We start from the raw sequence: 18,183 nt of genomic DNA, 5'->3' as shown, positions 1-18,183 counted from the left end.
TTTAGTTATTCCTATTCTTATAAAAGCGGTAGAACTGTGCCAACGTTTTGTTCTTGTGCGGCATTGAAGAACCACTTAGCGCAGACAATGTCATCAATCGCCATGCCCATTGGGTTGAGCAAAATGATTTCATCTTCATGTTCGCGGCCGTTTTTATGACCGATAATGATGTCGCCAAGTTCAGCATGTAGTTTTTCACGGCTGAATAAACCATCTTCAACGAGTACGTTGATGACTTTCTTTTCTCGGTTGGATTGGTCCCAGTCATCTACAATCACTTTGTCTACTTTTAAGAAGACTTCGGGCTCAATATCCATAATTGAAATATTTGAAACAAAGCAGCCTTTTTTAAGCCATTCAAATGGAATGTAAGGTTTATCTGAAACGGTACAGGTAATAAGGACATCGGCTTGCTCAATTGCAGACTTAGCGCTGTCATGAATTTCAATTTCTAATTGCGGATATTCCGATAAGAACAATGCTTTGAGTTTTTCAGCTGCTTCAGGGTTTACATCAAATAAATGTACTTTTTTCACTTGAGCATATTGTTCAAGCACAGTTTTAATCTGCATTTGAGCAATTGGCCCGCAGCCAATCACGGTGATGTCTGAAAAGTCTTTTTTCGCTAGATATTTAATTGAAACACCGGTAATTGCAGCAGTTCGCATGGCACTAATTAAGCTGCCTTCCATCACTGCAACTGGATAATTTGTTTCTGAGTCATTTAAAACAATCAGTGCGCTAGCACGTGGAATATTGAATTTTTTAGGGTTATGTTGTCTTGAGCCAATCCATTTAATTCCGGCAATCGGGTCATTGCCACCTAAATAACAAGGCATTGCGATAATACGGTCAGCAATATGGTCGGCACCTTGCCAGCGAAGGTATGGTTTTAAGGGTTGTACAAACTGTTTATTTGCATGCAGGGTTAAACCTTCAGTAATCGCTTCAATAAATGAATTACTATGATTTGCGCCAAGATTTAATAAATCTGATTGACTTAAATAGCGAAGGGTAGCCAAATTGCTCATGAATATTTCCTAAGGAGAAAGTTAAACAACATTTTGTAAAGTAAGGTTTTCTTGGCGTCGTATGTTTCGATTGAAGTGACGCTTTTTGATCATTTCGAACCATTCATCTTCATAAACCAGATCTAAATAACGATCACCGCGATCAGGCAACAACGTTAAGACGCACGATCCATCAGGAATGGTTGGAATCAGTTTTTTGATGGCTGAAATCGATGAGCCGCTCGAACCGCCTGCAAAAATTCCTTCATGTTCAAGAAGCTCTCTGCAACCGAGTGCCGACTCATAGTCATCTACATAAATGACATCATCAATTTCATCGGGGGAGAGTAGTGGTGGGACAGTACTTGCACCAATGCCAGGAATTTCGCGTGGACCAGATGTACCACCGAACAACACAGAGCCGACGATATCGACTGCGATCACTTTTAATTCTGGAAATCTTTCTTTAAGGCGACGCGATACGCCCATAATCGTGCCTGAGGTGCTCGCCCCAATCACGAGGTAATCAATTTTGCGGTCAATTTGATTGAGGATTTCTTCTGCTTCACCAAAATAGTGGCTTTTCCAGTTGTTTGGATTTGCATACTGATTAATCCAGACAGCATTCGGCAGTTGTTGGCAGAGTCGTTTTACAGTGTCAATTCTGGTTTTTAAGTAACCGCCGTTTTGGTCTTTTTCAGAGACCATTTCGATATTGGCTTTGTAGAGCTTCAGCATTTGTAAATTTGCTGAGGCAATTTTCGGGTCAATCACCGCAGTAAATTTTAATCCATAGATTTTGCATGCCATTGCAAGAGCAATAGCTAAGTTCCCTGACGAACTTTCAACAATATGACTATCTTTATTGATGACTCCAGATTTCAGACCTTCCTGTAGCATGAATAATGCTGGACGGTCTTTAATACTTCCTCCTGGGTTTAACAATTCCATTTTCGCAATCACTGAGACTGATTGATGCGTGAATAGCCTTGATAGTTGTAATAGTGGCGTTTTACCTATGCATTCGAGAATATTTTCATGGATCATGGTAGATCTTCTCAGGTTTTTATGTGGTGTGAATGATAATGATTATTAATTTAATTATGATTACCATTTGTGACAAGATTGTTGCTGTTTGTAACTCAAAAAAGGAGATAGTTAGAGGAATTTTCACTAATTTTTTTTAGGTAATTATTTGAATCGTAATATTTAAGTTTTATAGAAGGATAAATAAATAAATCTTTTTAAATATAACCACATAGGCAATAAATTACTTTTAAGCTAAAAAAATTAATTTAATTAAGACGTCTGCTTGAAATTACTTCGAAGAATTAAAAAGAAATTGATGACCAGACCCACATCAGTTATGTATCACTATTTTGTAGAGAACATAGCTAAGATGAATGCTTAAAGAGAGAGGAATATTTGAAGGCTTTCTTAAAAGGCTGAGAATGAATAACTGAAATTGATTAAGTGGCAGTTATTGATATGAAAATGTCTGAAAATGATATGCTTAGATAGATATGATCATTTGCATAAGCACTGTGTTTTCAATGGATCAGTTGAGTCCAGAAAGTATAGTAATGCGTATTTCGCATTTTGTCTTATGGGTCTTTCAAGCTGTCTTTGTCACAAAAGACAGCTTTTTTTATGCTGATTTGACCCAGATAATTTATGAAGAATATCGCTGTTTGGCTTGTTTATAAGCCTCAAGATTAATGCATTGAGCTCCCAAACTTGTGATTTGTGCTTGTTCGAATTGAAGTTCATCCCATTTTTGCATTTGTTCGAGCAGCCAATAAAAGTCTTCTACTTTTGGAAGTGCACTTTCTTTTACTAAATGACGGACAATATCCTGAATCATAAAATATTTATCGACATGCACTTCCTCTGAGCAATGAAAACGAACGATTCCAGACTCAACCAATAATTTTAAAATTGGCGCAAAGTCTTGTAACTCGCTCAACTCTTGTTGGGCTTTCATGATTGCGGCGGTGAGCGCGACGAGCGTTTGTGGATGCTGCTCCGCCCATTCTTGCGTTACGGCTAAAACCTTGTCAGCGACAGAAGGAATAACGTTTTGGCTTGAGCAAATCATTTTACTTAAACCCAGAAGCTCACCTTGGGTATTCCAAGGTTCACCTACACAGAAACCATCAATCACATGTTTATCCAGTGCTTCGACCATGTATGGTGGCGGTAATGTTTTGAGCTGAATAGACTGCGCAAGTTTTGGGCTTGCTAAAGCCAACCATTCTCTTAAACAGTAATGGTGAATAGAATGCTTAAACACATGTGCTAAAGAAAGAGGGTGACCTTGTTCAAGATAGCTCGTCACTTTTTGTGCCGTTACTTGTGCGGTGTCATTTTCTTGAATTGCAAGTTGATGAGTAAGCTTTTGACTTAAGCTTATAAAAGCACGATTTTCACTTAAAACCAGCGATGTTTGTAGAGGTGTACCAATTTGATCTGCGCCTACAGCCGCCGCAGGTAACATTGCAGATAAGCAATGGGCTGCATCTAATAATCCAAAAGCAAGACGGTCGCGCAGACTCGCCCAAGATGCTTCTTTAACTAAAGTAACTTCTAAACCTTCTTCTTCAAAGAAACCTCTTTGTTTTGCCCAAAGCAACGCAAGACAATCAAGCAAAGGAATATAGCCGAGTTGTAATTGAGTCTTTTCTAATTTGCTCATTTATTCATCCTTTAGTTGATTGCCAAGTAATTTTTGAGCGTCAAGTAAACGCCGTGCCATTTCTCCAATTGTAATGCGGTGGCTCATCGCATTTTTTCTAAGAAGCTGAAATGCAGTTTCTTCGGGTAGGCCATGCAGTTGCATAAGTAGCACTTTGGCTTTTTCGACATCCTTGCGGTCAGCAAGTTTGGTTTGAGCTTCTTTTAAATCACCTTCGAGTTTTTTGTGCTTTTTATATTGCTCAATTGAGATTTCTAAAATGGTATGTAAGCGGGAAGGGTCGATGCCATCGACAATATAAGCAGTTACTCCCGCATCGATGGCTTGTTTAATGGTGTCTTTATCAGAATTTTTGGTGAATAGAACTGTAGGTAGGTCATAACTACTGACACAACTTTCAATAATGTCACGATGAGGATGATCCATATCAAGCAAGATGACATCGGCTTGCAAATGTTCCAGACGAAAGATATTCAAATGATCCAAAGTAAGGCATGCGACTACTTCAAAATCATTTTCAAGCAAACTTTTTCTTATATAGTCGGCTCGCGCATGATCATCATCAATAAGGGCTATTTTGAGTTTTGGCATAAGTTCAGAAAATCAGGCTAAGAAAATGCGCCAATTCGACGCGTTTTTGTTATCAATTATTTAAGCAAGATTAATGCCATAGCAAACTAAAGAAAAAATCGAGCTTTATCGCTAAATTAGCATGCTTAATGGCGCTACTGATCAATCTTGGTGCAAAAATGCGATTCATTTTGTAGCAAAGCGTATTTTTACCTGAACCCTATAAGGGTGCAAGGTTAAAGCAGTCCAAGATATGAGAATGATCATTTTGATATTTTAAAAAATTTTATCTATATGAAAAATAATAATAAAAAAATATTAATTTAATTTTTTAAAAAAGCTGGCATACAAAATGCTTATTCAATAACAGGTCGAAGACGACCATGAGTTTTAAAGACGGCCAATGATGTCCGTTCTGATCGAGTTTGTGAATACCTAGGTGTGCACAAAGAAGTTACGTTCAGTCGGAGTGAAGGCAATGTCTTTGAATTTGTCAGCCACAAAAGCAACATCTATTAAGCTGTTTAATTTTACAGTTCCAGCGATGCGGGCCTTCCACATGAGTTGGCTCGCTTTTTTTGCTTGCTTTTTTGCGTGGTTTGCCTGTGCGCCTCTCATGCCTGTCATTGCAGGTGAGTTCCATTTAACAAAAGACCAAATTGCTAACATTAGCATTGCGGCTGTTGCTGTCACGATTGTAGTACGTTTGGTTGTCGGGCCTTTGTGTGACAAATATGGCCCACGTAAAGCATACATCACACTTTTACTTGTTGGCAGTATCCCAGTCATTGGAATCACTGCTGTTAGAAGTTACGAATCCTTTCTCTTTTTCCGCTTTTTGATTGGTGCCATTGGCGCAAGCTTTGTCATCACTCAGTATCACACTAGCGTCATGTTTGCTCCAAATGTAGTGGGCACAGCCAATGCAACTGCTGTAGGTTGGGGTAATGCGGGCGGTGGTACCACACAAGCCGTCATGCCTTTGATTCTCTCTGCAATTGTGATGTTTGGCGTTGAGCAATCTATGGGCTGGCGTATTGCACTTTTAATGCCCGGCATAATGATGCTTGTAGTGGCATTCATGTACTGGAAATTTACCCAAGACTGTCCACAAGGCAACTTCGATGAGCTGCGCGCTCAAGGCATTGCAACCGATAGCGGTAAAAAAGGCGGCTGGGCTGTAATGAAACAAGCAGCTGGCAATTACCGTGTCTGGATTTTATTTGGTACATACGGCGCATGTTTTGGTGTTGAGATTTTTATGCACAACATCTTGGCCATGTACTACGTCGAAAAATTTCACTTTGGCTTAAAAGAGGCAGGCTTAACTGCCGGAATTTTAGGACTACTTGCCATCTTTGCTCGCTCTTTGGGAGGTTTTCTCTCTGACAAAGTAGCAATCAAAAAAGGTTTGGATGGCCGTACAAAACTACTCTTTGTCATGATTTTGGGCGAAGGGTTATTCCTGATTTTATTTTCACAAATGAATGTCGCGCACTTGGCCATCATGAGCATGGTGGTCTTTGCACTCTTCATCAACATGGCATGCGGTGCGACCTATGCCATGGTTCCATTTATCGACCGTGAAGCACTGGGTGGTGTGTCTGGCATTATCGGTGCCGGAGGCAATGCAGGCGCGGTCGTTGCAGGTTTTTTATTAAAAGGTATGACAGATATTCAATCTTGCCTGATGGCATTAGGTGGATTTGTCATTGTCGCTGGATGCTTCGTGATGTTGATTCGCTTCTCGGTAGAGCACAAGGCAAAAGAACAACGTCTATTTGAGCAAGCTATTTTAGATCGCAATAACGCAGCTTAAAAGCAACGTGATTTGAGGAGAAACACTATGAAATTGGTAATGATTGGTCATGGTATGGTGGGCCACAAATTCATCGAAGCCATTTTAGAAAAAGCAGATGATGAACTGGAAATCACGATTCTCGCGGAAGAGCCTCGTATCGCGTATGACCGCGTACATTTGACAGAATATTTTTCGGGGAAATCGGCAAAAGATTTATCTTTAGCTCGTTTTGACTTTGCCGATGCACATGGCATTGACTTGCGTTTAAACACTAAAGCAACGGCAATTGATACAGCAGCGCAAACAGTTACAACCAACCATGGCGATGTGATTAGCTATGACAAATTGGTGTTGGCAACGGGTTCTTATGCATTTGTTCCACCAATTCCGGGTAATGACCGTGAAAACTGTTTTGTTTATCGTACGATTGAAGACTTAGATGCGATTCGTGCAGCAAGTCTTAATGCAAAAACAGGTGTAGTCATTGGTGGTGGTTTACTGGGTCTTGAGGCAGCTAAAGCGTTGCGTGATTTAGATCTAGAAACCCATGTTGTTGAGTTTGCGCCACGTTTAATGGCAGTTCAAATTGATGACTTGGGCGGTAAAGTTTTATGCCGCAAAATCGAAGATCTTGGTGTAAAAGTTCATACACAAAAAGCGACTCAATCTATTGAATCGGGCAACAGCACTACGCATGTAATGAAATTTGCAGATGGTAGTGAGCTTGAAGCAGATGTCATTTTATTCTCTGCGGGGATCCGTCCACGTGATGAGCTTGCACGCAACAGTGGACTCGCGATTGGTGAGCGTGGCGGTATCGTCATTAATGATTACTGCCAAACCTCAGATACCAATGTTTATGCCATTGGTGAATGTGCACTTTGGCAAAACAAAATTTATGGTTTGGTTGCTCCGGGCTATGACATGGCACGTATTGCAGCAAAACACATTTTAGATGAAGAGTGTCATTGCTTCGCTGGCGCAGACATGAGCACTAAGTTGAAGTTGATGGGTGTGGACGTTGCCTCTGTAGGTGATGCGCATGCTATGACGCCGGGTGCATTAAGCTATTTCTATGCAGATGAGCATGCACTGGTTTATAAAAAGATTGTTGTAAATGCAGATAAAACCAAATTGCTTGGTGCAGTTTTGGTGGGTGATGCCAAAGAATACAACGACCTTTTACAAATGATGTTAAACGGTCTGGCTTTACCGGAAGTTCCTGAAAGCTTGATTATGCCGGGCTTTGAGCAATCAGCAGGTAAGTCGGGTGGCAGCGGTGTAGATTTGCTACCTGACAGCGCAACGATTTGTTCATGTAATAACGTCTCAAAAGCGGATATCTGCCAAGCAATTAGCGATGGTTCGACCTCTTTAGGTGCATTAAAGAAATGCACCAAGGCAGCAACAGCATGTGGTGGTTGTGCGCCATTAGTGACTCAAGTATTGAAATCTGAGTTACAACGTCAAGGTGTGACTGTAAATAACCATATTTGCGAACACTTTCCGTACTCGCGCCAAGAGTTGTATCACTTGGTTCGTGTTAATGAAATCAAAACCTTCGATGATTTGATTCATCAACATGGTCATGGCTTAGGGTGCGACATTTGTAAACCAGCTGCGGCAAACATTTTGGCCTCTTGCTGGAATGATTTCGTACTTGAGCCAAGTCACGCAGGCTTACAAGACAGTAACGACTATTACTTGGGTAACATCCAAAAAGATGGTTCTTACTCGGTTGTGCCGCGTATGGCAGGCGGTGAAGTGACTCCAGATGGTTTAATTGCCATTGGTCAAATCGCGAAAAAATATAACCTGTACACCAAAATTACTGGCGGTCAACGTGTTGACATGTTCGGTGCGCAAGTTCACGAGCTTCCATTCATTTGGGAAGAGCTAAATGCTGCTGGTTTCGAGTCTGGTCATGCTTACGGTAAATCATTGCGTACCGTGAAATCATGTGTGGGAAGTACTTGGTGCCGTTACGGTGTAGACAATTCGGTTGGTTTAGCGATCGAACTTGAAAACCGCTACAAAGGTTTACGTTCACCACATAAATTAAAAATGGCTGTGTCTGGATGTACACGTGAATGTGCGGAAGCGCAAGGTAAAGACGTCGGTATTATCGCGACTGAAAAAGGTTGGAACCTTTATGTTTGTGGTAACGGTGGTATGAAACCACGTCATGCAGAACTACTTGCCTCTGACCTCGATAAAGCAACGCTCATCCGTTATATCGACCGTTTCTATATGTTCTACATCCAAACCGCAGACCGTTTACAACGTACCAGCGTATGGCGCGACAACATGGAAGGTGGCTTAGATTACCTTAAATCTGTCGTTGTAGATGACTCTCTTGGTTTGGCTGCCGAGCTTGAGCGTCGTATGGAACACATTATTGGCACATATCAAGACGAATGGCGTACTGCGGTAGAAAATCCTGAAGTACGTAAACGCTTCCAGACCTATATCAATGCAGATGCAAGTGAACAGGCCGATCCACACATTCAATTTACGACTGAACGTGGTCAGATCCGTCCATTAACTGATGCTGAACGTTCAGAAGACCGCATTCCAATGGTTGAAGCATAACAAGGAGAATCTCTATGAATATTGTACAAGACAAAAATATGCTTCCTGATGATCAATGGATTGATGTATGTGCACTCGATGATTTAACCCCCAATACTGGCGCAGGTGCGCTAGTGGGTGGTCAAGCGGTTGCAATCTTCCGTGTGGGGCATGAAAAACGTGTTTACGTGCTCAGCAATAAAGATCCGTTTAGCCAAGCCAATGTCATGAGCCGCGGCATTATTGGCGATTTACAAGGTGAGCGGGTTATTGCATCGCCAATCTATAAACAACACTTTAGTTTGGCAACGGGTCGTTGTTTAGAAGATAAAGACCAAAAACTCTCAGTTTATCCGAGCAAAATTGTTGATGGTCGTGTTTTGATCAATCCTGTGCCGCAAAAAACTTATATTACCAATACAGGTGTGTCTCAAGACAAACTTAAACTGGTGTTGATTGGTAATGGTTTAGCAGGAATGCGTTGCCTAGAAGATTTACTGGATATGGCACCAGACCGTTATGAGGTCACGGTGATTGGTGAAGAACCATGGGGAAACTATAACCGCATTATGTTATCTCCGGTTTTATCAGGCGAAAAAACCATTGAAGACATCATGCTCCATCCACCGAAGTGGTATGACGATAAAGGCATCAAATTTATTGCAGGTGACAAGGCTGTAAAAATTGATCGTCCACGTAAAGTGGTTTACACCGAAAAAGGGCAAACTGTTGATTATGACCGTTTGATCTTGGCGACAGGGTCGGCTCCGTTTATTCCGCCAGTTCAAGGTGTCGACTTAAAGGGCGTGTTAACTTTCCGTGATATTTATGACGTTAACACCATGATTGAATACTGCGGTTCAAAAACCAATGCAGTGGTGATTGGCGGTGGTTTACTTGGTTTAGAAGCAGCGTACGGTTTAAAACAACGTGGCATGAATGTGACGGTGCTGCATTTAATGGACCGCATTATGGAACGTCAACTCGACAGCCGTGCGAGTCAGTTATTGCGTCATAGCATTGAGCAAAAAGGCATTCACATTATTACCGAAGCGAATACTGAAGCGTTAATTGGTGATGAAGACGGTCATGTGAAGCAAATCCGTTTGAAAGATGGCACGGTTTTAGAAGCCGATCTTGTGGTATTTGCAGTCGGTATTCGTCCAAATATTAGCTTGGCGCAAAGTGCCGGTTTACGTTGTAACCGCGGTGTGTTGGTCAATGACACCATGCAAACGTTTGATCCAAGTATTTATGCAGTGGGTGAGTGTATTGAACACCGCGGACAAACTTTTGGTTTGGTTGAACCATTATGGGGCCAAGCATTTATTTGCGCGACACATTTAGCAGAGCACGGCAGTTTAACTTTTAAAGCGCCAACCGTACCGACTCAATTAAAAGTAAGTGGTGTTGATGTATTCTCAGCGGGTAACTTTGAGCCGAAAGATGATTATGAAGACATTATTTTGAATGATGAAAAACGTCACATCTATAAACGCATTATTATTCAAGGTGATAGAGTGATTGGCGCAGTTTTATTTGGCGATACTGAAGATGGCATGTGGTATGCAGAGTTAATTGCAGATCAAACCCCAGTCTCATCATTTAGAAATAAACTGCTATTTGGTCGAGATTTTGCATTAAAAAATGCAGGCTAAATAAGGAAAGGAGCAGTTATGAATAGTATTCCAAGCGTTGAAATCGATAGCTCCGACCATGTTGCAACAACTATAACCAAAACAACATGTCCATATTGTGGGGTGGGTTGCGGTGTTAGCGTAAACGTCCAGCAAAAACCTCAAGGACCTCTGGTACAAGTTGAGGGGGATGCTGAGCATCCTTCCAACTTTGGACGCTTATGTATTAAAGGTAGCCGCTTGGCGGATACTTTGGGGTTAGAAACACGTGTTCTACAACCGATGATGGGACGAAAAGCCGATCGGGTAGTAACGACATGGGATGCAGCAATCAATAAAATTGCTGATAAATTCCAATCTTGTATCGACCAATATGGCCGTGACAGTATTGCATTTTATGTTTCAGGTCAGCTTTTGACTGAAGACTATTATGTAGTAAATAAGTTTGTAAAAGGCTATTTGGGCACGGCAAATATCGACACCAACTCGCGCCTTTGCATGTCATCGGCTGTTGCGGGTCATAAACGTAGCTTTGGCGAAGATATTGTCCCTGCAAGCTATGAAGATTTTGAACATGCCGACATGGTGGTTTTAGTCGGTTCTAATACCGCATGGTGTCATCCTGTGCTGTATCAGCGGATCATGCAGGCTAAGAACAAAAATCCGGATATGTTCGTGGTCGTGATTGACCCACGTTTTACCAGTACTTGCGAACAAGCTGATTTACATTTACCGATTTTACCAGGTCAAGATGTCGCGTTGTTTAATGGCTTATTTCAATATTTATATAGAAATGGCCATGCGGATCAGACCTTTTTAGATGCTTATACCGAAGGTCTGCACGATGTTTTGGCAAGTAGTCAGCCAGAAACTGATATCGAGTATGTGGCAAAACGTAGTGGTATTTCTTTAGACAAATTGCAGCATTTCTTTGAGAAATTCGCTCAAACTGACAAAGTCATTACCTTATTTTCAATGGGTGTGAATCAATCAAGTCAGGGTGTAAATAAAGCCAATAGCATTATTAACTGTCATTTATTGACTGGAAAAATTGGTAAGCTCGGCGCTGCGCCATTTTCAATGACAGGTCAGCCCAATGCGATGGGTGGGCGTGAAGTTGGTGGTTTAGCCAATATGTTGGCTGCGCACATGGACTTAGATAATCCATTACATCAAAAAGTTGTTCAAACTTTCTGGGACAGTCCATTTATTGCAACTCAAGCTGGCTTAAAAGCAGTGGATTTGTTCCGTGCCGTTGAAGCTGGAAAAATTAAAGCTATCTGGATTATGGCAACCAATCCAGTCGTGAGCCTGCCAGATGCCGATCAAGTGAAACGTGCTTTAGAGAAGTGCGAGTTAGTCGTCGTGTCAGATATCTGTGCAGATACTGATACGACAGCTTACGCCGATGTGTTACTTCCAGCTTTAGGTTGGGGTGAGAAAGATGGAACTGTGACGAACTCTGAGCGTCGTATTTCACGTCAACGTGCTTTTTTACCTGCGCCAGGTGAAGCAAAAGCGGATTGGTGGTCTGTTAGCCAAGTCGCGAAAAAATTAGGCTTTAAAGGTTTTGACTTTGCGAGTGCCAGTGACATCTTTAATGAGCATGCAGCGTTATCTGCACAAGATAATGCAGACATAGATGCTCGTGGACAAAGTAATAATTTTCGTTATTTCAACTTAAAAGGCTTAATGAATCTGAGTAGTGCTGAGTACAATGCGCTGCAACCCATTCAATGGCCAGTGTGGAATAAAAACCAAGATGGTAATGCCGTTCAACAGCTATTTGGCAAGGGTCAGTTTAGTCATAAAAATGCCAAGGCGAAATTGATTCCGACCGTTGCAATTGACCCAGTTCATGCGGTTTCAGAAGACTATCCACTTATTTTAAACACTGGACGTATTCGAGACCAATGGCACACCATGACGCGTACAGGTTTGTCACCAAATTTGACCAGTCACCGTGCCGAACCATTTTGCGAGATTCATCCGAGTGATGCCTTGAAGTTTGGTGTGCGTGATCAAGGCTTGGTCGAAGTCCGTTCAAAATGGGGCAGTTGTGTACTACGTGTAACATTCTCGTCGGGAGTACGTCGTGGCCAAATTTTTGCCCCAATTCACTGGACTGAACAAGTTGCTTCCGATGCCCGTATTGGTAAAGTCGTTAACCCCGAAGTCGATGCTATTTCAGGCGAGCCTGAGTTCAAACATACACCTGTCACGATTCAACCGTTTTATACCACTTGGCAGGGCGTACTTTATGTGCGTGAAGGATATGATTCACATATTCAAGAATCGCTACATCACTGTGCATGGTGGACCAAGGTCAAAATGGTGAAAACTAATCGTTACGAACTTGCAGACCGTCAAACTTTTCATGACACTCAAAAGAACCTAAAAAGCTTCTTGCCCTTTGCAGATGAAACTTTTGAATGGTTGAGTATTGAAGATATTTCTTCTCAACTCAGTCATAGCATCATTTTGAAAGACGGTGTGGTGATCGCAAGCTTATATATCGCTCCACCAGATCTATTGCCAGATCGTGATTGGGTCGCAAGTCTGTTTAAACGTGAACGTTTAAGTGCATTACACCGTAAAGCGTTACTGGCTGGCATGCCAATGTCTGCTACAAATAATGACGGACCTTTAGTCTGTAGTTGTTTTAAAGTAGGTAAGAACAAAATTATAGACGCAATCAAAACTCAAAATATTACTCATGAAAAGCAAGTGACAGCTTGTTTAAAAGCAGGTGGTAACTGTGGTTCATGTTTACCTGAAATCCGTGGCTTGATTAAAGCTTGCCAACAGGAGGTGGAAGTGTGAATAAGGGGTATCCCGTAACTGATTTGGTCATTCTGGCGGGTGGACAAGCCCGCCGTATGAATGGTTTAAACAAATTGTTGCAGCAATTTGATGGTGAAACTCAACTGATTAAAATTCATCAGAAACTAAGATCATCAGTGTCTAAAATTTGGGTGAATAGCCATCGCGATTATTCAATTTATCAAAGTATTGTACCGGACATTCAATGTTATCAAGATGATGCAGCAGGCTTTTTTGGGCCACTTATGGGAATGAAAAGTGCATGGTCAAATGTAAACGCAGACTATGTTTTATTTATCCCTTGTGATGTGACCTATATACCTACACAAGTCGTTGCCAAATTACACGGTGCACTTCGGAAAAATAAACAGGCTCAGGCAGCGTATGTTTCAATTAATGGAGATGCCTTATACCCATTTTGCTTATTAAAACGTGAAAGCCTAAATACCATAACAGAGCAAATTGAAAAGCAGCGGTTAAGTTTGAAAGAGTGCTTTAAGCTTTTACATGCTCAAGTGGCTATATTCCAAAAACAGAATCTTTTTTTTCATAGCATCAACTCATTGGATGAGCTTCAGCAATACAAACAAATCAAAGCATTTAAAGAAATTTTTACAGCAAATTAACTTCGTATATGAGTGATTTAAAACTTACATTGGTCGAGTGAAATACCTTTTTAATCTTTGTACTGTTGACTATTTATTATTTAAGTTCTATTTTGGAACTTGGTATTTATTCCAATCAAATGTATAAAAATAAAGGGAGTCAAAGGGCATGATTGAAGCGCTGAAGCAAAATAAAACAGATGTGACCGCATGTATTTTGTGTTCTAGAAACTGCGGTTTAAGCGTAGAAATTAAAGATAACCAGTTTGTCAAAATTAAAGGTGATCCCGAACATCCATTTTCTCAAGGCTACATTTGCCAAAAAGCTGCTAGGTTACAGCACTACCAGCAACACGCAGATCGTTTGACTGTACCTTTAAAACGCCAGCCAGATGGCTCATTTCAAGAAGTGAGTTGGGATGTTGCTATACAAGAAATTGCTGATCGATTAGTGCAGATTAGAGATGATTTTGGTGGAACTGCTTTTGCTTCTGTTGGGGGCGGCGGTCAAGGCAATCATCTGGGTGCCGCGTATGGTCGCCAACTTTTGCTGGCCATGAAAAGTTATTATGCTTACAACTCTCTTGCACAAGAAAAAACAGGTGATTTCTGGCTCAATGGGCGGTTATTCGGGAGTCAGGCTTGCCATACCACAGAAGATGTTGAACACGCCGACTATGTTCTTTTTATTGGGACAAATCCTTTTCAGGCACATGGTATTCCCAACGCACGCGACACGCTAAAACATATTAAGAAAGATCCGAATCGGACCATGGTAGTGTTTGACCCACGTGTTACCGAGACAGCCAAACAAGCAGATATTCATGTGCAGCTAAAACCTGGAACAGATGCTTTTTTAATGTCAGCAATGATTGCAATCATTATTAAAGAAAACCTTTATGATGCAGTATTCATTGAGCAGCACACACAAGGTTTTGAAGAAGTAAAAAAAGCATTTAGTCGTGTGCCGATTGAAGACTATATTGCCAAAGCAGATGTTCCAGTCGACTTGATTTACCAAGTGGTTCGAGATTTTGCAAAGGCAAAAAGAGGATGTGTGCGGATTGATTTAGGTATTCAACATACTTTAAATACCACATTAAACGGATATTTAGAAAAACTACTGTACTTAGTGACTGGAAACTTTGGAAAGCAAGGCACCAATAATTTGCATACTATGTTTATTCCAATCTTAAGCGACACAGATGAAAGAAAGCCAAAATATCGACGTAGCGTTTACCATAAAATGTTCCCAATATCGGGGTTTTTTCCACCTAACATTTTACCCGATGAAATCTTAAAAGCAGGGGAAAAGCGAATTCGCGCAGTTTTTGTAGATAGCTGTAACCCGTTATTAACTTATCCAGATACACCTGCTTTTGAGGAAGCCTTTAAAGCATTAGATTTGTTGGTTGTGGTCGATGTGGCCATGACAGAAACTGCTAGACTCGCTGACTATATTTTGCCTGCACACACTCAGTTTGAGAAATGGGAATTTACGGGCTTTAATCTTGAGTTTCCTAAGAATGGCTTTCACCTAAGACATCCAGTATTGACCGCTCAAGCTAATACTTTGCCAGAGGCAGAAATTTATACACGATTACTTGAAGCTATGCAGGTGATTCCAAAACGCTTTCCGCTTTTAGAAAAAATCGCTGCGGTTGACTCGAAAAAAACAGCCTATTTACCTTATCTAACCGCTTTAGGTTTAACTTTTGCCCGACATAAAAAATATATTCCTTTTGCCGCTTCAATTCTCTATCGCACTTTAGGAAAACAGTTAGAAAAATCAGCTGGTTCAGTTGCTTTTTTACTGCCACTGTCAATTCAATATGCTGTGTTACACACCAAAGCGGTACGCCGTGCAGGTTACAACGGTAATCCTTTAACTTTAGGGGTCCGTTTATTCGAGCAAATTTTAAAGCAACGTTCAGGTGTGGTGTTGTCACAACATGAATATGATGAAGTCTGGAAACTAGTGGCTTATAAAGATAAGAAAATACGTCTTGCTATCCCAGAGATGTTAAACGAGCTTGCAAATTTAAAAAATCATCAGGTTAATGTAGAAGAATTTCCCTTCATACTTTTATCGGGTGAGCGACGTAGCTATAACGCCAATCAAATTTACCGTGATCCAGCTTGGCGAAAAGTAGATGCTGAAGGGGCTTTACGCATTCATCCTGAAGATGCAAAACAACTAAATGTAGATGCAGGCGGTCAGCTTAAATGTATTTCTCAACATGGAGAAATTCAAGTTACTGTAAATTTTGATGAAGGAATGCGAAAAGGAGTTGTTTCGCTTCCGCATGGTTACGGTATGCGCTTTCAAGGTGGAGAGCCAATTGGACCACAATTAAATCGACTAATTTCCGCTGAACATTGTGATCCATTATCTAAAACGCCGTACCATAAATATGTACCCATCCGTTTAGAAAAGTGCTAGAAATAAAGTAGGGCAATATAACAAGTTGAGGCCACGCTGATTGTGCAAGACTTTTTAAATCTGAGCTAAAACAGTAGGCCAATATTTTAATTACAACCCGCATAGTTATGGATGATAAATAGAATTGGAACAAATTTTGCATAAATACCAGAGCACTATAGAGGCGCAATTTCCTACTTTAATTGCCCAGAAAAAGTGCCAGCAATATTTGAACTGTTCTCGACATGAGTGCAAAAGATGAAACAATATCACTCTGAAAATACGCCATCTGTTCTGCAAGACCAATATGGGCGTATCAAGCGAAAGTTACGAATTTCGGTAACCGATCGCTGTAATTTTAAGTGTGTATATTGCATGCCGGAACATCCTGAATGGCTAAATAAACAAGATTTGCTTAGTTTTGAGGCGCTTTTTCAGTTTTGCAGTTTTATGGTGCAACATGGTGTTGAAAGCATCCGTATTACGGGCGGAGAGCCATTAATGCGTCAAGGCATTGTCCATTTCGTTCGCGATTTACAAGCCCTAAAAGCATTAGGTTTAAAACGTATTTCAATGACCACCAATGGACATTATCTGGCTAAATACGCTCAGCAATTAAAAGATGCTGGTTTAGATGACCTAAATATTAGTTTAGATAGTCTTGATACGATTCAATTTAAAAATCTCACCAAGAAAAAATTAGAACCAGTTCTTGAGGGTATTCAAGCTGCAAAAGATGTAGGTCTACCTTTTAAAATTAACTGTGTATTAATGAAAAATAAAAATGATGATCAAATCCTACCTATGGTGAGATGGTCGATTGCTAACCAGATTCCACTACGTTTTATTGAATTCATGCCGCTTGATGGTGATGCACTATGGTCAAATAAAGATGTGGTGAGTGAAGCTGAAATTTTACAGGCGTTACAACCGCATTATTCAGTACAAGTTATCGAGCAGCAGCACGAGCCAGCACGTCAATATTTGCTGAACAATCATTATGCTCTAGGCATCATTTCTACCATTACTCATTCATTTTGCCACCAATGTGACCGTATACGACTAACAGCACAAGGTGAGTTGTATAACTGTCTATTTGCGCAGCAGGGTTTAAATATTAAGCCACAGCTTCAAGCGCTATTACACGCACAGAACTCAACCGATCATGTGCTGCATAGCCAGCAGTTAAAAGAGAAAGTTCTGCCGTATATCTGGCATAAAGCAAAAGGCTTTCATGCCTTACAACATCAACAAACCCGTAAAATCAGTATGCATATGCTCGGGGGATAAATGCAGCAATCTATCCAAATTAAAATCGAATCATTTGGTGCAATTGAAAAATTGCTGCCTCAAAATCTTTCGATCGTTTGTCCTACCAATATTTTAGTGAAAGATGTCTTAGATCAAATTGTGACTTTACATCCGGAATGCACACAGGCCATGGAAAAATGTGCATGTGCGATAGAGGATAACGTTATAACCAGACAATCTGCCTTAAGTGAGTCGTGTACTTTGGTTTTATTATCACCAGTTGCAGGAGGGTAAGTCATGCGAGATTTTGCACGTATACAAGAGCAGGCTTTAAGCCTTGATACCTTTGATCCTATTGAATCATTTCCTGAATGCGGTGGAATTAATATTTTTATGGGTACGGTTCGTAATCACCATGAAGGCAAGGCTGTTAAGGCATTGAAATATACCTCGTATAAACCGCTTTCTGAAAAAATGATACGTGAAATTGAACTGGAAATTGAGAAAAAGTATCAGGTATCTTATGTGCGAGTGGTTCATCGGATTGGATATTTAGATGTTGGCGAAACAGCCATTATTGCAATTGCTTACGCAGCCCATCGCCGTGAAGCTTTTCAAGCATGTGAAGAAGCAGTTGAGCGAGTAAAGCATGAAGTACCTGTATTTAAAGAAGAGTTCTTTACCGATGGTACAAGTCACTATGTAGAAGGCTGCTGTATTCGTAAAGACGCACCGCAAGAGCATAAACATCACCATCATGCCGGCCACGAACACTCTCACTGAAATAAGCACGACTAG

General features: G+C 40.8%; 13 protein-coding genes and 1 pseudogene. 10 read left to right on the top strand and 4 right to left on the bottom strand.

Features of this window, described 5'->3' with window-relative positions:
* Positions 1–17: 17 nt before the first annotated feature.
* On the bottom strand, positions 18–1,031 hold the full coding sequence (gene sbnB, locus KTI78_RS04435; protein WP_224991248.1) for a 2,3-diaminopropionate biosynthesis protein SbnB: 1,014 nt from the start codon (positions 1,029–1,031) through the stop codon (positions 18–20).
* Positions 1,032–1,052: 21 nt separating this feature from the next.
* Positions 1,053–2,057, bottom strand: coding sequence for a 2,3-diaminopropionate biosynthesis protein SbnA (sbnA, locus tag KTI78_RS04430; RefSeq protein WP_224991247.1), 1,005 nt, complete (start codon positions 2,055–2,057; stop codon positions 1,053–1,055).
* A gap of 506 nt (positions 2,058–2,563) precedes the next feature.
* On the opposite strand from sbnA, the pseudogene KTI78_RS04425 reads away from it, so the two are divergent.
* Positions 2,564–2,659, top strand: a pseudogene (locus tag KTI78_RS04425) (hypothetical protein); the annotation flags it as partial.
* A gap of 23 nt (positions 2,660–2,682) precedes the next feature.
* Here the strand turns inward: KTI78_RS04425 and KTI78_RS04420 are convergent.
* Positions 2,683–3,705 carry an ABC transporter substrate-binding protein gene (locus KTI78_RS04420; RefSeq protein WP_262445325.1) on the bottom strand — a complete coding sequence of 341 codons (1,023 nt, stop codon included), beginning with the start codon at positions 3,703–3,705 and terminating at the stop codon, positions 2,683–2,685.
* A complete protein-coding gene (locus KTI78_RS04415) occupies positions 3,706–4,296 on the bottom strand; it encodes an ANTAR domain-containing response regulator (RefSeq protein ID WP_016140698.1) in 591 nt (196 codons plus the stop codon).
* 457 nt (positions 4,297–4,753) lie between these two features.
* Here KTI78_RS04415 and KTI78_RS04410 point away from each other — a divergent pair, with 457 nt between their 5' ends.
* The 9 genes from KTI78_RS04410 to KTI78_RS04370 all read left to right on the top strand — a co-directional run bounded on the left by KTI78_RS04410 (position 4,754) and on the right by KTI78_RS04370 (position 18,168).
* Entirely contained in the window at positions 4,754–6,094 is a 1,341-nt protein-coding gene (locus tag KTI78_RS04410; RefSeq protein ID WP_016140699.1) for an MFS transporter, read from the top strand.
* A gap of 27 nt (positions 6,095–6,121) precedes the next feature.
* Positions 6,122–8,668, top strand: coding sequence for a nitrite reductase large subunit NirB (gene nirB, locus KTI78_RS04405; protein WP_262445324.1), 2,547 nt, complete (start codon positions 6,122–6,124; stop codon positions 8,666–8,668).
* Positions 8,669–8,682: 14 nt separating this feature from the next.
* Positions 8,683–10,305: a nitrite reductase small subunit NirD gene (gene nirD / locus KTI78_RS04400; protein WP_262445323.1), complete on the top strand. Its 1,623-nt coding sequence runs from the start codon at positions 8,683–8,685 to the stop codon at positions 10,303–10,305.
* Between the two features lie 18 nt (positions 10,306–10,323).
* Positions 10,324–13,107, top strand: a complete 2,784-nt coding sequence (locus tag KTI78_RS04395; protein ID WP_262445322.1) for a nitrate reductase — start codon at positions 10,324–10,326, stop codon at positions 13,105–13,107.
* Positions 13,104–13,733, top strand: coding sequence for a molybdenum cofactor guanylyltransferase (locus KTI78_RS04390; protein ID WP_262445321.1), 630 nt, complete (start codon positions 13,104–13,106; stop codon positions 13,731–13,733). Before KTI78_RS04395 ends, KTI78_RS04390 begins: the two co-directional genes overlap by 4 nt.
* 148 nt (positions 13,734–13,881) lie before the next feature.
* On the top strand, positions 13,882–16,155 hold the full coding sequence (locus KTI78_RS04385; protein ID WP_262445320.1) for a molybdopterin-dependent oxidoreductase: 2,274 nt from the start codon (positions 13,882–13,884) through the stop codon (positions 16,153–16,155).
* Between the two features lie 228 nt (positions 16,156–16,383).
* On the top strand, positions 16,384–17,424 hold the full coding sequence (gene moaA, locus KTI78_RS04380) for a GTP 3',8-cyclase MoaA (RefSeq protein WP_262445319.1): 1,041 nt from the start codon (positions 16,384–16,386) through the stop codon (positions 17,422–17,424).
* Positions 17,425–17,679 carry a MoaD/ThiS family protein gene (locus KTI78_RS04375; protein WP_262445318.1) on the top strand — a complete coding sequence of 85 codons (255 nt, stop codon included), beginning with the start codon at positions 17,425–17,427 and terminating at the stop codon, positions 17,677–17,679. It begins immediately after the preceding gene.
* A gap of 3 nt (positions 17,680–17,682) precedes the next feature.
* A complete protein-coding gene (locus KTI78_RS04370) occupies positions 17,683–18,168 on the top strand; it encodes a molybdenum cofactor biosynthesis protein MoaE (protein ID WP_262445317.1) in 486 nt (161 codons plus the stop codon).
* Positions 18,169–18,183: the final 15 nt, after the last annotated feature.

The sequence above is a fragment of the Acinetobacter sp. WU_MDCI_Abxe161 genome (genome assembly GCF_025514355.1).
Taxonomy (GTDB): Bacteria; Pseudomonadota; Gammaproteobacteria; order Pseudomonadales; family Moraxellaceae; genus Acinetobacter; species Acinetobacter pittii_E.
This window is presented reverse-complemented; position numbering and strand designations above follow the sequence as displayed.

Coding starts and splice junctions, on each gene's coding strand:
- sbnB (WP_224991248.1), bottom strand. CDS start 1,031: ATGAGCAATTTGGCTACCCTTCGCTATTTAAGTCAATCAGATTTATTA.
- sbnA (WP_224991247.1), bottom strand. CDS start 2,057: ATGATCCATGAAAATATTCTCGAATGCATAGGTAAAACGCCACTATTA.
- KTI78_RS04420 (WP_262445325.1), bottom strand. CDS start 3,705: ATGAGCAAATTAGAAAAGACTCAATTACAACTCGGCTATATTCCTTTG.
- KTI78_RS04415 (WP_016140698.1), bottom strand. CDS start 4,296: ATGCCAAAACTCAAAATAGCCCTTATTGATGATGATCATGCGCGAGCC.
- KTI78_RS04410 (WP_016140699.1), top strand. CDS start 4,754: ATGTCTTTGAATTTGTCAGCCACAAAAGCAACATCTATTAAGCTGTTT.
- nirB (WP_262445324.1), top strand. CDS start 6,122: ATGAAATTGGTAATGATTGGTCATGGTATGGTGGGCCACAAATTCATC.
- nirD (WP_262445323.1), top strand. CDS start 8,683: ATGAATATTGTACAAGACAAAAATATGCTTCCTGATGATCAATGGATT.
- KTI78_RS04395 (WP_262445322.1), top strand. CDS start 10,324: ATGAATAGTATTCCAAGCGTTGAAATCGATAGCTCCGACCATGTTGCA.
- KTI78_RS04385 (WP_262445320.1), top strand. CDS start 13,882: ATGATTGAAGCGCTGAAGCAAAATAAAACAGATGTGACCGCATGTATT.
- KTI78_RS04375 (WP_262445318.1), top strand. CDS start 17,425: ATGCAGCAATCTATCCAAATTAAAATCGAATCATTTGGTGCAATTGAA.
- KTI78_RS04370 (WP_262445317.1), top strand. CDS start 17,683: ATGCGAGATTTTGCACGTATACAAGAGCAGGCTTTAAGCCTTGATACC.